Origin of the sequence: Phytomonospora sp. NPDC050363, assembly GCF_040655735.1 — a bacterium.
Taxonomy (GTDB): Bacteria; Actinomycetota; Actinomycetes; order Mycobacteriales; family Micromonosporaceae; genus Phytomonospora.
This window is the reverse complement of the sequence record NZ_JBFAKK010000005.1, coordinates 128,791-144,336: the sequence shown is the minus strand read 5'-3', so window position 1 is coordinate 144,336 and position 15,546 is coordinate 128,791. Positions and strand designations below refer to the sequence as shown.

At 69.5% G+C, this 15,546-nt stretch carries 15 protein-coding genes and 1 tRNA gene; 12 read left to right on the top strand and 4 right to left on the bottom strand.

Annotation, left to right across the window (positions count from 1 at the left end; genetic code table 11):
• Nucleotides 1-35 precede the first annotated feature (35 nt).
• Both AB0I28_RS15225 and ddaH read right to left on the bottom strand, forming a co-directional pair.
• Nucleotides 36-108, bottom strand: a tRNA-Arg gene (locus tag AB0I28_RS15225).
• Between the two features lie 28 nt (nt 109-136).
• Entirely contained in the window at nt 137-916 is a 780-nt protein-coding gene (gene ddaH, locus AB0I28_RS15220; protein WP_357493516.1) for a dimethylargininase, read from the bottom strand.
• A gap of 72 nt (nt 917-988) precedes the next feature.
• Here ddaH and AB0I28_RS15215 point away from each other — a divergent pair, with 72 nt between their 5' ends.
• The 8 genes from AB0I28_RS15215 to AB0I28_RS15180 all read left to right on the top strand — a co-directional run bounded on the left by AB0I28_RS15215 (nt 989) and on the right by AB0I28_RS15180 (nt 9,831).
• Nucleotides 989-2,638 (top strand): FAD-binding dehydrogenase, encoded by a 1,650-nt coding sequence (locus AB0I28_RS15215; RefSeq protein WP_357493514.1) that lies wholly within the window; start codon nt 989-991, stop codon nt 2,636-2,638.
• A gap of 71 nt (nt 2,639-2,709) precedes the next feature.
• Nucleotides 2,710-3,234 carry a potassium channel family protein gene (locus tag AB0I28_RS15210; protein ID WP_357493512.1) on the top strand — a complete coding sequence of 175 codons (525 nt, stop codon included), beginning with the start codon at nt 2,710-2,712 and terminating at the stop codon, nt 3,232-3,234.
• Between the two features lie 481 nt (nt 3,235-3,715).
• Nucleotides 3,716-4,750 carry an ABC transporter permease gene (locus AB0I28_RS15205; protein ID WP_357493510.1) on the top strand — a complete coding sequence of 345 codons (1,035 nt, stop codon included), beginning with the start codon at nt 3,716-3,718 and terminating at the stop codon, nt 4,748-4,750.
• A 3-nt stretch (nt 4,751-4,753) separates the two neighbouring features.
• The gene (locus AB0I28_RS15200) at nt 4,754-5,647 is read left to right on the top strand and encodes an ABC transporter permease (RefSeq protein ID WP_357493508.1); all 894 of its coding nucleotides are present in this window, start codon (nt 4,754-4,756) and stop codon (nt 5,645-5,647) included.
• Nucleotides 5,648-5,662: 15 nt separating this feature from the next.
• Entirely contained in the window at nt 5,663-6,730 is a 1,068-nt protein-coding gene (locus tag AB0I28_RS15195; protein WP_357493506.1) for an ABC transporter ATP-binding protein, read from the top strand.
• Entirely contained in the window at nt 6,723-7,814 is a 1,092-nt protein-coding gene (locus tag AB0I28_RS15190) for an ABC transporter ATP-binding protein (protein WP_357493504.1), read from the top strand. The genes AB0I28_RS15195 and AB0I28_RS15190 overlap by 8 nt, the downstream gene beginning before the upstream one ends.
• Complete coding sequence (locus AB0I28_RS15185) at nt 7,811-8,017, top strand: hypothetical protein (protein WP_357493503.1); 207 nt, start codon at nt 7,811-7,813, stop codon at nt 8,015-8,017. Before AB0I28_RS15190 ends, AB0I28_RS15185 begins: the two co-directional genes overlap by 4 nt.
• Nucleotides 8,014-9,831 carry an ABC transporter substrate-binding protein gene (locus AB0I28_RS15180; RefSeq protein WP_357493501.1) on the top strand — a complete coding sequence of 606 codons (1,818 nt, stop codon included), beginning with the start codon at nt 8,014-8,016 and terminating at the stop codon, nt 9,829-9,831. Before AB0I28_RS15185 ends, AB0I28_RS15180 begins: the two co-directional genes overlap by 4 nt.
• A 111-nt stretch (nt 9,832-9,942) precedes the next feature.
• On the opposite strand, the gene AB0I28_RS15175 is transcribed toward AB0I28_RS15180, so the two are convergent.
• Entirely contained in the window at nt 9,943-10,710 is a 768-nt protein-coding gene (locus tag AB0I28_RS15175; protein WP_357493499.1) for an alpha/beta hydrolase, read from the bottom strand.
• 14 nt (nt 10,711-10,724) lie between these two features.
• On the bottom strand, nt 10,725-12,143 hold the full coding sequence (locus tag AB0I28_RS15170) for an arylsulfatase (protein WP_357493497.1): 1,419 nt from the start codon (nt 12,141-12,143) through the stop codon (nt 10,725-10,727).
• A 125-nt stretch (nt 12,144-12,268) separates the two neighbouring features.
• On the opposite strand from AB0I28_RS15170, the gene AB0I28_RS15165 reads away from it, so the two are divergent.
• From AB0I28_RS15165 to AB0I28_RS15150, 4 genes are all read left to right on the top strand, one after another.
• Nucleotides 12,269-13,015, top strand: coding sequence for an RNA pseudouridine synthase (locus AB0I28_RS15165; RefSeq protein WP_357493495.1), 747 nt, complete (start codon nt 12,269-12,271; stop codon nt 13,013-13,015).
• Between the two features lie 33 nt (nt 13,016-13,048).
• Nucleotides 13,049-14,419, top strand: a complete 1,371-nt coding sequence (locus tag AB0I28_RS15160; protein WP_357493493.1) for a hypothetical protein — start codon at nt 13,049-13,051, stop codon at nt 14,417-14,419.
• Nucleotides 14,420-14,475: 56 nt separating this feature from the next.
• Entirely contained in the window at nt 14,476-14,898 is a 423-nt protein-coding gene (locus tag AB0I28_RS15155; RefSeq protein ID WP_357493491.1) for a hypothetical protein, read from the top strand.
• Nucleotides 14,899-14,993: 95 nt separating this feature from the next.
• Nucleotides 14,994-15,545, top strand: a complete 552-nt coding sequence (locus AB0I28_RS15150) for a GNAT family protein (protein WP_357493489.1) — start codon at nt 14,994-14,996, stop codon at nt 15,543-15,545.
• Nucleotide 15,546: the final 1 nt, after the last annotated feature.

The window sequence follows — 15,546 nt, the reverse complement described above, 5'->3', positions numbered from 1 at the left end:
CACCGTGCGAGCGAAGCGAGCACAAGGCAGCGCCGTGCCCCCGGCAGGATTCGAACCTGCGACACACGGTTTAGGAAACCGATGCTCTATCCCCTGAGCTACGAGGGCGCGCGGTCAGTCTAACTGGGCTTGTGGGTCATCTTTCGGCGTGGTGGTGCTGTGCGCGGAGGCGTACGGAGAGGCAGGTCACGCAGCCTTCGAGCTTTTCGTACTCGCTGATGTCGACGGGGACGGGTGTGTAGCCGAGGTCGGCGAGGAGGTCTGTGGTGTGGGGTGCGGAGGTGGCGATGAGGAGCCGGCCGTTCCCCAGATCGACGACGTGGGCTCCACTCTCCTCCGGCACTCGCAGGTAGTGAGGGAAGAGGGGGTTGTGGGGGGTGTGGCCGATGACGGTGCCGTCGGGGAGTGCGGTGTAGGCGGATTTGAGGTGGAGGGTGTCGGTGAGGGGGACGGCGATGACGTGGGCGCCGAGTGGGGTGAGCAGTGCGCGGAGGGCGGCGACGCCGGCGGCGTTGGTGCGCCCGCCGCGGCCCACATAAACGGTGTCGCCGACTTTGAGGACGTCGCCGCCGTCGAGGGTGGCGGGCCCCCGTAGCTCGGCGACGGGGCAACCGAGGTCTTCCAGGGCCGCGCGGACGGCGGGGGTTTCGGGCCGCCGCGCCACGGCGCCGGGTCGGGTGATGACGGCGACGTTGCGGAACATGACCACGGTGTCCTCGACGAACACGCCGTCGGGGCAGTCGTCGGCGGGCGCCGCTTCGAGGGTCGTCCAGCCGTTGGCGGTGAGGGCTTCGACGTAGGCGTCCCACTGGGCGGCGGCGAGGCCGGCGTCGACGGGGGTGCGTTCGAGGTGGGTGACGATGCCTTCGGTGAGGCGGGGCCCGGGTCGCCGGACGAGCGCGAGTCGGCTTGTCATCGAAACTCCTCACTGCTTGGTGCGGGGGCCGTTCCTGTGGTAAATCTCTGCGCACAGATAGGGAGGCGGCACATGGACGCTGACGTCATTGTGGTCGGAGCCGGACTGGCGGGGTTGGTCGCCACGGCGGAGCTGGCCGACGCCGGCCGGAAGGTGATCCTCCTGGATCAGGAGCCGGAGGCCTCGCTGGGGGGCCAGGCGCACTGGTCCTTCGGCGGCCTGTTCCTGGTCGACTCGCCGGAGCAGCGCCGGATGGGCGTGCGCGACTCGCACGCCCTGGCCTGGCAGGACTGGCTGGGCAGCGCGGGTTTCGACCGCGAGGAGGACGCGTGGCCGCGCAAGTGGGCGGAGGCGTACGTGGACTTCGCCGCCGGCGAGAAGCGCCCGTGGCTGCACGCGCAGGGTGTGCGTTTCTTCCCGGTGGTGGGCTGGGCGGAGCGGGGCGGGTATCTCGCCGACGGTCACGGCAACTCGGTACCGCGTTTCCACGTCACGTGGGGCACGGGCCCGGGCGTGGTGGCGCCGTTCGAGCGGCGGGTGCGCGAGGCGGTCGCGAAGGGCCTGGTGACCCTGGCGTTCCGGCATCAGGTGGACGAGCTGGTGCTCTCCGACGGCGTGGTGACGGGGGTGCGTGGAAGCGTGCTCGCCGACAGCGCGGTCGGGCGCGGGGAGGCTTCCTCGCGTGAGGTGTCCGGCTCCTTCGACCTGTCGGCGCAGGCCGTGGTGGTGACCTCGGGCGGGATCGGCGGCAACCACGAGCTGGTGCGCCGCAACTGGCCCGAGCGCCTGGGCACGCCGCCGAAGCGGCTGCTGTCGGGCGTCCCGGAGCACGTCGACGGGCGGATGCTCGCGATCAGCGAGAAGGCCGGCGGCAACCTCATCAACCCCGACCGGATGTGGCACTACACCGAGGGCATCGAGAACTGGGCGCCGGTCTGGGCCGAGCACGGCATCCGGATCCTGCCGGGGCCGTCGAGCCTGTGGTTCGACGCGACGGGCCGGCGCCTGCCGCCGCCGCTGTTCCCGGGCTTCGACACGCTCGGCACGCTGGAGCACATCATGGGCACCGGCCACGAGTACACGTGGTTCGTGCTCACGCAGAAGATCATCGAGAAGGAGTTCGCGCTCTCGGGCTCCGAGCAGAACCCCGACCTGACCGGCAAGAGCGTCCGGCAGGTCCTTCAGCGGGTGCGGGCGGGCGCGCCGGGGCCGGTGGAGGCCTTCAAGCAGAAGGGCGCCGACTTCATCGTCGCCGACACCCTCACCGAGCTCGTGCGCGGAATGAACGGCCTGACGGCCGAGCCGCTGATCGACGAGGCCGACCTGCGCCGCCAGATCGAGGCGCGCGACCGGGAGATGCGCCACAAGTTCACCAAGGATCTCCAGGTCACCGCCATCCGGGGTGCGCGCAACTACCGCGGCGACAAGCTGGTGCGGGTCGCGTCGCCGCACCGCATCCTCGACCCCAAGGCGGGCCCGCTGATCGCGGTGCGGCTGAACATCCTGACCCGCAAGACCCTCGGCGGCCTGGAGACCGACCTCGACGCGCGCGTGCTGCGCGCCGACGGCGAGCCGCTGCCGGGCCTCTACGCGGCCGGCGAGGTCGCGGGCTTCGGGGGCGGCGGCATGCACGGCTACCGCTCGCTGGAGGGGACGTTCCTGGGCGGCTGCATCTTCTCGGGCCGCCAGGCCGGGCGCGCGGCGGCGCGGGCGACGGCCTGACGTTCGCCAAGGACCCCACCCGTCCCTCCTCCATGCAGTAGATAGGAGGGAGGACGGGAACGGGGGCCCGGGTGTTCAAAGGCAGGCACGACAGCGCGCGTCGGCGCCGACTGCGCGTCGGGCTGGTGCTGGTCGCCGGGCTGGTGGGCTTCTACGTGCTGCCCATCGACGCCAACGACGCCGCGTTCATCCCGCGCGGGCTGGTGTGCGTGCTGGCCGTCGCGGGGCTGGGGTGGCTGTTCGCGCGGCAGATCCGCGCGCAGGTGACCGCCTCCGACGACAGCGGGGTGCGCCTGGAGTCGCTGTTCTACCTCGTCGCGCTGACGGTGTTCACCTTCTCCTTCGCGTACTTCTTCCTCGCCAAGGCCCAGCCGAGTGAGTTCGTGGGGCTGTTGACGCGCACCGACGCGCTCTATTTCACGGTGACGACGATGGTGACGGTCGGGTACGGCGACGTGCACGCCCAGGGCCAGAGCGCGCGCCTGCTGGTGACGGCGCACATGATCTTCGACGTCGTGTTCGTCAGCGCCTTCGTGACGGTTCTGTCAGCGCGGGTGCGACGCAACGTGGAGAGCCGGCGGGGCCAGGAGCGCTGAGCGCTCGCGTTTGATCACTCGTGCGCGAAACTGCGACGGCCTCGGGGGTGCCCGGCACGCCTCGCGGCGACCGACGGGCTTCCGCAAGCCCTGCACGCTCGTTATTAAAGAGTGTTTACGCGCAGCGGCCCTGTGCGCATTGTGCGCGCGCGAAACTGCACCATCCTCCAGTGCCGCCTTTACCCCCTTCCCGAAGGCACAAAACCCCTGCCGAGCACGCTAGATTCCATATTCGGACAGCAAGGCGCACTAACTATCCGGCGTGGACATTCGGTTACTCTCCGTTGACGATCATGTACTGAGATGGAAGATAACGATTCGATACCGCCTCTGGCGCGCAATATCGCGCAAGGGTTACGCTCCAACGCACATCGCGCCGGAGTGAGCCCGCTCACTCCGTACCGGATCACAGTCGATCTTGGGGAGGAGCTGGGTGGCAACCGTCAGCCCTTCCGTCGCTACCGCCAAAGTGGGCGACGGCATGTCTATCCCCCGACGGATTTGGCGCAGCTACGTGCTTCGCCGCATCCTGCGGGCCATCTTCATCGTCTGGGTCGTCGCAACGGGCGTGTTCTTCCTCGTCCGTCTGCTTCCGGGCAACCCGGTCGACGTCTACATCAACACTCAGATCGGTCAGTACGGGATGACCTACGACGCCGCGGCAGCACAGGCGGCGGCGTTGTTCTCCTTCGACCCCGGAACCCCGCTGTGGCAGCAGTACCTCGACTACCTCGGCGGCATCGTCCGCGGTGACTTCGGCATGTCGATCCTGTCGCCCGGCACCTCGGTGACCACCAAGATCGCCACGCACCTGCCGTGGACGCTGTTCAGCGTCGGCATCGCCCTGATCATCTCGGTCAGCATCGGACTGCTGCTCGGCATGACCATGGCCTACCGGCGGGGCGGGTTCCTCGACCACGCGATCTCCACGATCGGGTCGACACTGCACGCGATCCCCAACTACCTGCTCGCGCTGATGATCGTCGTCTTCGGCGCCGTCCAGCTCGGGATCATCAACTACGGGCAGATCCGCGGGAAACTCTCCCCCGGCATCGAACCGGAGTTCTCCCTGGCCTTCGTCCAGGACGCGTTCTACCACGCGAGCCTGCCGATCCTGACCTACGTGCTGACCACGGTCGGGACCTGGGCGCTGATCATGAAGTCCTCCACGACGCAGATCCTCGGCGAGGACTACGTCATGGTCGCCCGCGCCCGCGGCCTCACCGACGGCCGCATCCGCACCTCCTACGTCGGCCGCAACGCCGTCCTGCCGCTCGTGGCGCAGATCGCCACCCAGGCGGGCTTCGTGGTCGGCGGCGCGATCTTCGTGGAGAAGATCTTTCGCTACGAGGGCATCGGCATCACCCTGTTCGACTCGGTACAGGCCCGCGACTACCCCGTCATCCAGGGCGTCCTGCTCATCGTGACGATCACCGTGGTGACCGCGAACCTGCTGTCCGACCTCGTCTACAGCGTGCTCGACCCCCGCATCCGCAGCGATGAGAAGGAGGCCTGACCGGTGGCACAGGTGACCACGGCCCCCACCACCGGGGCGGCCAACCGGGGCGCGCTGCGCGGCTTCTTCCGCGAGCTGACCCGCAGCAAGACCGGCTTCGCGGGCTTCGTCATCGTCGCCCTGATCCTCGGTATGTCGGCGCTGGCGCCGATCTTCGTCGACAGCTCCAACCCCACCGACGTCGACGCGATCTGGGGCCCGCCGAGGGCCGGCCACTGGCTCGGCACCGACGGCTCGGGCAAGGACACCCTCAAGCAGATCGTGCTGGGTGGACAGACGGTCGTCCTCGTCGGCTTCCTCGCCGCGGCGATCACCACCGTCATCGCGGTCGTGATCGGCTCGCTGGCCGCCTACATCCGCGGCCGCTTCGACGGCTTCATGCTCCAGCTGACCGACATCGTCATGACGATCCCCCAGATCGTCCTGCTCGCCGTCCTCGGCGCCTTCTTCAGCCTCGACAGCCCCATCGCGCTGGCGCTCATCATCGGCTGCCTCACCTGGCCGGTCCTGATGCGCTCGATCCGCGCGCAGGCCCTGTCACTGAAGGAGCGCGAGTTCGTCGAGGCCGCCAAGCTGCTCGACCTGGGCACCACCCGCGTGGTGTTCGGCGAGATCGTGCCGAACATGGCCAGCTACATCCTGATCAACTTCATCATCGCCGTGACCAACGCGATCTACGCCCTCGTCGGCCTCTACGTCCTCGGCCTCGCGCCGCTGGCCGGTGCCAACTGGGGAATCATGATCAACAGCGCCTGGATCGGCGGCGCGATGTTCCTGCCCGCGGCCATGCCCTACATCCTCGCGCCCATCGCGATGATCGCCCTCCTCCAGCTCGGTCTGATCATGCTGACCCGTTCGCTGGAAGAGATCCTCAATCCGCGGTTGCGGGACAAGTAGAGAAGGGTGTGACCGTTGCCGACCACAGATCCGCCGAAGACCGACGGCCCGATCCTGTCCGTCCGTGACCTGCACGTCGCCTACCGCACCGGCGACGGCAAGACGGTCGAGGCCGTCCGCGGAGTCGACTTCGACCTTTACCCCAACCAGTCGCTCGCCCTGGTCGGCGAGTCGGGTTGCGGTAAGACGACGCTCGGGCTCGGCCTGCTCCGGCTGCTGCCGAAGCTGGGCAGCGTCCCCAAGGGGAGCATCACCTACAACGGCCGCAAGGGCGAGAGCGTCGACGTTCTGGCCCTGCGCAAGCAGGAGCTGCGCAAGTGGCGCTGGCGCGACGCGGCCATGGTCTTCCAGGGCGCGATGAACTCCTTCAACCCCGTGCTGCGCATCATCGACCAGATGGGCGACACCATCCGCGCCCACCCCGACGGCGAGCGCAAGCCGTCGAAGAAGGAGATCTGGGAGCGCAGTGCCGAGATGCTGCGTGCGGTGCGGCTGGAGCCCAACCGGGTTCTGCCGAGTTATCCGCACGAGCTTTCGGGCGGGATGCGGCAGCGTGTGCTGATCGCGATGAGTCTGCTGCTGGATCCGAAGCTGCTGATCCTGGACGAGCCGACGACGGCGCTGGACATCTTGACGCAGCGGGCGATCGTGGACGTGCTGCACGAGCTGCGCGCGGAGCGCAAGTTCGCGATGGTGTTCATCTCGCACGACCTGGCGATCGCCGCCGAGCTGGCCGACCGGGTGGCGACGATGTACGCCGGGCGGATCATCGAGACCGGTACGGCGCGTGACATCTTCTACGGTCCGCGGCATCCGTACACGGTGGGCCTGATCAAGGCCGTGCCGCCGGTGGTCGGCGATCTGCCGGAGCTGGCGTCGATTCCGGGTACGCCGCCGAGTCTGTCGAACCTGCCGAGCGGGTGCGCGTTCGCGCCGCGCTGCGGGTACGTCGAGGAGCGGTGCACGAGCGTCGATCCGGAGCTCGATCCGATCACGGAGCGGGCGGCGGGCCAGACGCACGCGGCGGCTTGCGTCCGCTGGCAGGACGTCGTCTACGAGCGCAAGGTGGTGGCACATGCTTGAGGGAAACGGCGTCGAGACCGAGACGATCGTGCACGAGGAGCCGGCGTCGGCCGCGGCGCGGCCGGAGCCGTTGATCACCCTGCGCGGTGTCTCGCAGTCCTTCAAGACCCGCAAGGGCGATCTGCAGGCCGTCGACAACGTCGACCTGTCGGTCGGTCCGGGCGAGGTCTTGTGCCTGGTCGGTGAGTCGGGTTGCGGTAAGACGACCACGGCTCGGATGGCGGCCGGTCTGGCGCGTCCGAGCGCGGGTCTGGTGGAGTACCAGGGCCGCGACATCTGGTCGATGTCGAAGCGGGAGTTCACCGACTACCGCAAGTCGGTGCAGTACGTGCACCAGGATCCCTACGCGTCGCTCAACCCGATCCGCGACATTCATCGCACCCTCGCCACGCCGCTCAAGAAGCATGGTGTGGCGAAGGGCCGCAAAGACGGCTGGCAGCAGGCGGCAAAGCTCCTTGAGCAGGTCGACCTGAGTCCGGCCGAGTCCTATCTGCCGAAGTTCCCGCATCAGCTGTCCGGTGGGCAGCGGCAGCGGGTCGCGGTGGCGCGGGCGCTGTCCCTCAACCCGAAACTGATCATCGCCGACGAGGCGACGTCGATGCTGGACGTCTCCATCCGGATCGGCATGCTCAACATGCTCGGCAGGCTTCGCGACGACCTGGGTGTGGGCTTCCTGTTCATCACCCATGACCTGGCCATCGCGAAGTACTTCGGCTGGCACGGCCGGATCGCCGTGATGTATCTGGGCCGGGTCGTCGAGTTCGGTCCCACACCGCAGGTCATCAACGACCCTCAGCACCCTTACACGAAGGCGCTGCTGGACGCGGTTCCCGAACCCGATCCCGACCTGACCCGCACCAAGAAAGCCGGCGGCGGTCTGCGCAGCTCGGAGATTCCGAGCCTCGCCGATCTTCCGTCCGGCTGCTCCTTCCACCCCCGGTGCCCGCTCTTCGAAGCCGACACCTGCGATGTGCTGCGGCCTGAACTAGAGACCGTGGCCACCGACCGCGAGGTCTCCTGCCACGTGGTCGGAGGTGCCTCACCCCTGCACGTTCCCCGTGCCCGGTCCGGCGGCGGCGAGTGAACTCGCTGCTGGCGCGAGCGGTGTTGAACCTGGCGGGCTTTCTGGTCGCCGGTTCGCTGCTCATGCTCTTGCTCGTCGAGTCCGGAACGGCCGAGTTCGTCATCACGGTGATCACGCTCGGTCTGGGGATCGCGCTAGGCGCCGTCGCAATCGTTCTGATCCGTCGCTCCCGACGGTTTATGCCTCACAAGGAGGACCAGTGACCACCCAAGATTTCGACCTGTCGCGGCGGCGGCTGTTCCAGCTGGCGGGCGTCGGCGCCGTCGGCGCGGTCGGCGTGTCCGGACTGGCCGCCTGCTCGCCCGCTTCGCCTGATGGCGAAGGCGAAGGCGGTGGCGAGTTCCACGGCGCGTGGCCTTTCAAGGTCTCGCCCGAGGGCCACTACAACAACGCCGGTACGCCTTTCGCGGGTGTCCCCACCCGCATTCTCACCGATGGTCCCTACGGTGACCTTCTGTGCCTCCCGTCGGCCTACTACTACTGGGCCGAGAAGAAGTGGGAGTACCTGATCGCCGAGTCGCACAGCGCGGACGCGGCGGCCAACACCTACACGGTGAAGATCCGTGCCGGGCTCAAGTGGAGCGACGGTACGGCGATCTCGTCGGAGGACTACCTCACGACCTTCCACGTGCAGTGGATCCAGCGTTCGCCGCTGTGGAACTTCGTGTCGAAGATCGAGGCGCCCGACGCCCAGACCTTCACCATCACGATGAACAAGCCCTCGACGGTCGTCGAGCGCTACCTGCTGCGCAGCAACATCGTGTCGACGGCCGTGTACGGCGAGTGGGCCGGCAAGGCCAAGGCGCTCATCGACGGCAAGAAGACGATGGACGACGCCGAGGGCGTCGAGCTGGGCAAGTCCTTCCAGGAGTTCCGTCCCGAGAAGTACAACGTGTCGGGTCCCTACGACATCGACTACGGAACGGTCGCGGACACGCAGATCACCCTGGTGAAGAACCCCTCGGGGTTCGCTGCCGGGACGGTCAAGTTCGACAAGGTCGTGCTGTACAACGGTGAGACGCCCGACGTGACGCCGCTGGTGTCCGACGGCAGTGTCGACTACGCCACGCACGGGTTCCCGGTGGCGTCGGAGGCGGCGTTCAAGGCGGCCGGTTTCCGGATCATCCGCCCGCCGAACTACTCGGGCCCGGCGATCCTGTTCAACCTGGACAAGCTGCCGGAGTTCAAGGACGTCCGTGTCCGCCGTGCCATCGCCCACGCCATCAACCGCGTGGACAACGGCAAGGTCGCCCTGGGCGAGTCGGGCAAGGGCGTGGAGTTCATGGCCGGTTTCGCCGACGGCGCGATCGACCAGTGGCTGACGCCTGAGGACAAGGCCAAGCTGAACCCCTACCCGTACGACCTCGCCAAGGCCGAGGCCCTGCTGACCGAGGCCGGCTGGAAGAAGGACGGCGACACCTGGAAGACCAAGGAGGGGAAGGCCGCCGAGTACGAGATCCAGTTCCCGTCGGAGTTCGCCGACTGGTCGCAGGCCGGTACGAACGCCGCCGAGCAGCTGTCCTCCTTCGGCATCAAGGTCACCCCGCGCGGTGTGACGTTCACGCAGGCCCCGATCGACATCGACAAGGGCAACTTCCAGCTGGCGATCCAGCAGTGGGGCGCCTCGGCGCACCCGCACCCGCACTTCTCGTTCGTGGCGGACCTGTTCACGCACAACATCCCGATCGCCAAGAACCAGGGCGGTAAGGGCATGGCCTTCGAGCTGAAGGTGAAGTCGGAGATCTACGGCGACCTGGACCTGACGACCGTCGTCAACGACGCCGGTTCGGGTCTCGACGAGGCCGAGCAGAAGCAGAACGTCACCAAGGCGGCGATCGTGTTCAACGAGCTGCTGCCGATGGTTCCGCTGTTCGAGCGTCTGGGCAACAACCCCGCGAAGGAGGGCGGCCGGGTCAAGGCGTTCCCGGCCGACACCGACCCGGTGGTGCAGAACGCGATGTACGCCGACAACTACGTCGTGCTGGGTCTTCTCACCGGGAAGATCGAGCCCAACTAGTCGAGGTGGCGCGGTGGCCGGGTTCTTCGGGACCCGACCGCCGCGGCGGGGCCGCACCGTCCATGTGAGATAGTCCACATAGGACTGCGGTCCGAAAGACCTGAAATGAGGTCAGGCGGCATGACCCCCGGGGTTTTCTCCGGGGGTCTTGTCGTTGCCGCCGAGGGCGCGTTCCTCGACGACGTCCGCGGCCTCCCTGACGATCCGGGCGAGCACCTCGGAGTCGGCCAGGCAGCTGATGTGCGTGCGGCGGGGCAGGACCATCAGGCGGCCGTCGCGGCAGACCCGCAGGAAGGCCTTCTCCTCGGCGCGGAAGGGATCGCGACCGCCGTTGACCAGCCACACGGGTCCGGGATATTCGCCGAGTTCGGTCCTCGGGTCGAGGCCGGACAGGGCGTCGACGACCTGCGGCATCGTGGTGGAGTCGAGGCCGCCGGCGACCATGGCCTCCGCGACGGCCTGCGGGAGGGTGCGGCGGAAGGCCCAGGTGCTGAAGCGGTCGGCGCGGCGCTGGTTGGCCGAGGCCATCCGCGCGGCCATGCGGTAGATCGCCAGGAGCGGGCCGCGAGGCGTGGCGGTGCAGCCGAGTGCGACGAGCCCGGCGACGCGTTCGGGGTGCCGCGCGGCCGTCGCGATGCTCACGTAGCCGCCCATCGAGTGCCCGACGACCAGCGCGCGGCCGCCGAGCGCGTCGATCGCGGCGGTGACGGCGTCCACGGCGGCGTCGAGGGTGAAGGGCACGTCCCGTCGGCCGCCGTGGCCGGGAAGGTCGGGGGAGGCGACGGGATGGCGGCGCCCGACGATCTCGGTGACCGGCCGCCACACGGTCCCGCTGATGCGGATCCCGTGCACGAACACCAGCGGCAGCCGTTCGGCCATTGACGTGCCTCCGTTCACAGATGCGTCCGCGCCGGCCGGCCCGGGACCAGGCGCCCGGCGTCGACGTAGCCTTCGGGGCGGCCGCCGAGTTCGGCGACGAGCCGCGACCGCTGCGCCGCGAGGCCTTCCGGGTCGAGTCCCGCGAGGTCGCGGCACTCGGTCGGGTCGGCGCTCAGGTCGAACAGCTGCTCGCGGCCGTCGCCCGACAGCCACACGTACTTGTACCGCTCGTCGGTGATCCAGTGCATGGACTGCCCGAAGAGCTGGTGTTCACCGTGCAAGTATTCGCGCACGGCGCCGCTTTCGCCACGCGCCAAGGGAAGCAGGCTCGAACCGTCCACAGTGGGCACGTCCAGGCCGGCGCAGTCGAGCAGGGTCGGCATGACGTCGCGCAGCTCGACGACCTCGTCGCTGGCGACTCCCCCGGGCAGCCCCGGACCGGCCAGCAGCAGCGGGACCCGCGCCGAACCCTCGTAGGGGTAGGCCTTGCGCCACATGCCGTGCTCGCCGAGCATCTCGCCGTGGTCGGAGGTGAAGCAGATCCAGGTGTCGTCGAGCTCGCCGAACTCGGCGAGCACTTCCAGGAAGTAGTTGAGCTGGGCGTCGATGTGGGACATGTGCCCGAAGTAGCCGGCGCGGGCGCGATGCGCGGTGACCGGGTCGTAGGTGGCGACGTTGGCGTCGGCGCGCGAGTCGTCGCGCCAGCCCTCGTAGATGCCGGTCCAGTCGCCGGCGGGCGGGTCGTAGGCGGGCGCGCTCAGGTACTGCTCGAAGGCCCAGGCCGGCGGGTCGTAGGGCGGGTGGGGGCGGTGGAAGGACAGGTTGAGGAAGAAGGGGGCGGTGGTGTCGCGGCGGTAGAGGAAGTCGATCGCCTCGGACACGACCCAGTTGGTGGGGTGCAGGGCCTCGGGTCCGTCCCAAGGGCGCGCGACCACGGAGTTGCACTGGAGGCCGAGGGACGCCTCGTCGGCGGTGGGATCGCCGGTGCGCCGGGCCAGCCAGGCCCGGTAGTCGTCGTGGAGGCGGGGGTCGCGGCGGCGGTCGCGGGCGAAGTGCAGGTAGCCGTCGTGCAGGACGACCTCGTCGAAGCCGATCCGGTTGCGCTCGGGGTGGACGTGCATCTTGCCGATCGCGCGGGTCTGGTAGCCGGCGCGGCCGAACTCGCCGGCCATGGTGACCGGGTAGTCCCACACGACGCCGTCCTGGTAGCCGACTCGGCCGTGCGAGCGCTGGGACAGCCCGGTGTGGAGGGCGGCGCGGGCCGGGATGCACGAGGGGGTGGCGCTGTAGGCGCGGTCGAAGCGGGCTCCCCGGGCGGCGACCTCGTCGAGGTAGGGGGTGCGCACGACGGGATGACCGGCCCCCGACAGGGCGTCCCCGCGCCACTGGTCGGCGGTGACGAGCAGGACGTTGGGACGTTTCGGGGGCGTCATGATGATCGACACTACGCCCGGGGTGATCGGCTTCGGAGGGCGCTCGGCCACCGCCGCCGAGCTCAACACCCCCTCGCGCTCGCGCCCATGACCGCCCGGGCCGCCCGGGCGCCTACCATCAACCGGTGACCGAGGCTGACTGGACGCAACTGCGCGCGCGAGGAACCATCCACGAGGACGAGGTCTGTCTCGTGCTGAACAAGCCGGCGGGCCTGTCGGTGATGGGCGAGCGCCACGACACCGACCTGGTCCGCCTCGCCGCCGAGGCCGGGGAGACGCTCTATCCGGCCCACCGGATCGACAAGGTGACCTCGGGGGCGATCCTGCTGGCCAAGGAGCTGGCCGCGCACGGGGATCTGACACGGCAGTTCAACAAGCGCACGGTCGGCAAGTCCTATCTGGCGATCACCGCCGCGACGGGTCTGCCGGCCGAGGGAACGATCGAGCTGCCGTTGAGCGTCGGGCGCAAGAACCGGGTGCGGGTGGCGGCTCCGCGAGAGAGCATCGCCGAGCACGGGGGCGTGTGGAGCGTGCCCGACGGGGACGTGTTCACCCACGTGAAGTCCTATCCCTCGGTGACGGGTTTCAAGCGTCTGTGGGAGGGCGAGGGGCGCACTCTGCTGTCGGTGCGGCCGGAGACCGGCAGGCGCCATCAGATCCGGGTGCATCTGGCCTGGATCGGGTTCCCGATCGTGGGCGACCCGCTCTTCGACAAGGCCGCGGGCGGGCGTACCGGGCTGCACTCGTGGCGGCTGGCCTTCGACGCGGCCGGTGAGCCGGGCCGGCGTGTCGAGGTGGCGGCCGAGCCGGGCGCGGATTTCCTCGCGCTGGCCGGGGCCGAGGTGCCCGCCGAGGTCTTCGCGGAGGTATAGCCGCTCGCGGTCGCCTCGGGCACCATTGCGGCCATGCTCGTCCTCCAGGTCTGTGTCTTCGCGATCGCCGCGTGGCTCGGCGCTCATCTGCTCGCCCGCTCGCCGGGGAAACCCGCCGTGCGCTGGGCGGCGGTCGGCGCTCTGGGTTACGCGCTGGCGATCGGCGCCGACGCTCTCGCCCGCTCGGTGGATCCGCACGATCCGCCGGTGCTGTGGACCTGCCTGTTCTTCGCGGTGCCGATGGTGACGTGGCCTTTCGTGCTGCTGCGCCTCGCCGAGCCGGGTGGGGAGGTCCCGGCCGGGCAGCGCCGGCTGGTCGCGTTCACCGCCGTGTCGCTGCTCATCGCCGGCGGGCTGGCCTTCACGTTCCGCTCGGGGGCCTGGCTGCCGGCTGTCTTGGCGGTCGTGCCGCTGCTGACCTTCGCGATGACGTTCCGGCGGATCAGGCACCGGCGGGTGCGTGCGCTGTCGACGGTGGCGACACTGCTGTTCGGGCTCGGCGTCACCCTCCCCGTCTACGCCGCCGACCTGCTGCCCGACGGGCTCGTGCTGCCGATGCTCGGCGTCGACCTCATCGTCTTGACCGTCGCGGTGGCGATCGCCGACGCCTTCGACGAGGGCACCGAGCTGCGCGCCGACATGGCCCGCTCGGCGCTGTTCTCGGGTCTGGCCGCGCTCGTCTTCGGCGGGCAGGCGGGGCTGGTCATCCTCGCCATGGGCACCTCGACGGCGACCACGGCGCTGCTGTTCGGCCTGACCGCCGCCGCGGTCACCGGGCAGGCGCTGCACAGCGTCGTCGACCGGGCCGTCGACCGGCTGGCCTTCGCCGGGCGGCCCGACACCGCCCGCGAGCGCGAGGAGCTGCGCGAGGCCGCCGACTCGCTGGCGCGTCGCCCGGCGCCGTCGTCGTTCGCGCTGCCGCCCGAGGCGGAGTTCAACCGGCTCGTCCGGCGCGCGCTGAGCGACTACACCCATCTGGGGCGGCTGGTCGCCAGCCCGCTGACGGGTCTGCCGGTGATCGGCGAGCGCCTTTCGGCCCGCGGCGCGCAGGATCAGCCGCTGGAGCGGGCCGCGGAGTTGAAGGCGGTCCTGCGCGAGGGCATCGAGCGGCTGCGGCCGGTCGCCGGGGAGTTCTCGACGAGCGACGAGTGGCGCTTCTTCAACGCCGTCCACTACCCGTACGTCGTGGGTCTGCGGCCCTACAGCGTCCGGGCGCGCCACGAGGACCTGACGCCCGACGCGGCGGCGGCGCTGAAGTGGTTTCGCGCCGGGGTGCCCGAGCGGACGCTGCACAACTGGCAGAACCAGGCCGCCGCGCTCATCGCCGGGGACCTTCGGACGCGGATCGAGGCGGATCCGGCAGTGTCCGGCAGTGCCGGGGCTGTACCCGGCAGTGCTTCCTGAGCAGTGTCGATGACGTCGAACGACGCACATCGAACCCGCTAGGGAAGGTACGAACCATGACCACTCTCACCCGCACCCCCGACACCTCCGCCCTCGCCGACGGCACGCGTTTCCTGCGGACGGTGATCCGCCTCGACGCGGTCGTCACCGGTCTGGCCGGCCTCATGCTGCTGGCGACCGGGCTCGGCGCCGTCGAGAACCTCTCCGGCATCCCGCTGGCCTTCCAGACCGGCGGGGGCGCGTTCCTCATCGCCTTCGCCGCCGGCGGGCTGGTGCTGGCCTCGCGTCCGCGGATCCCGCGCGGCCTGGTGTGGGCGATGGTCGTCGTCAACGCCGTGTGGGTCGTCGACTGCGCGGTCGTCCTGGTCGCCGACCTGATGCCGCTGACGGCCTTCGGGCTGGTGATGATGATCGGCCAGGCCGTCGTGGTCGCCGTCTTCGCCGAACTGGAGTACATCGGGCTGCGCAAGACCCGCTGACCCCCTCGCACGCCTCGGACCCGCCTGCCCCGCAGGCGGGTCCGTGGTGTCACGTCCGGGTTGCGGCGACGCAACACTGATGCCACAATGACGTCATGCATCCTGTGGAACTGAACGGGCCTCGCGTGACCTGGCGCGAGCTGACCGTCGACGACGCCGAGGCCATGGTCGAGGTGATGTCCGATCCCGAGGTCTTTCGCACCGCCAGCGACAACGAGGTCCCCGACCTGGAGATGTACCGCTCCTTCATCGCCGACTACTCGGGCAAGGCCGTCGACCCCGAGCGCAGGCAGTACAAGCTCGCCCTCACCCTCGACGGCGAACTGGTCGGCACCGGCGGGATCGAGATGACCTGGCACAGGTCCAGCAACGCCGAGATCGGCTACCTGGTCAGCCGCCCGAACTGGGGCAAGGGCCTGGGCACCGAGGCGGCCCACCTGCTCGTCGACTTCGCCCTGACCGAACTGAAGGCCCACCGGGTCTGGGCGGGCGCCGACGTCGAGAACCCCGCCTCGATCCGGATCCTGGAGAAGGTGGGGATGACCCGCGAGGGGATCCGCCGCGAGGACCGCTTCAAGGACGGGCGCTGGATCAACTCGGCCGTCTACTCGATCCTGGAGACCGACCCGCGCCCCTCGCTTCGCTGAC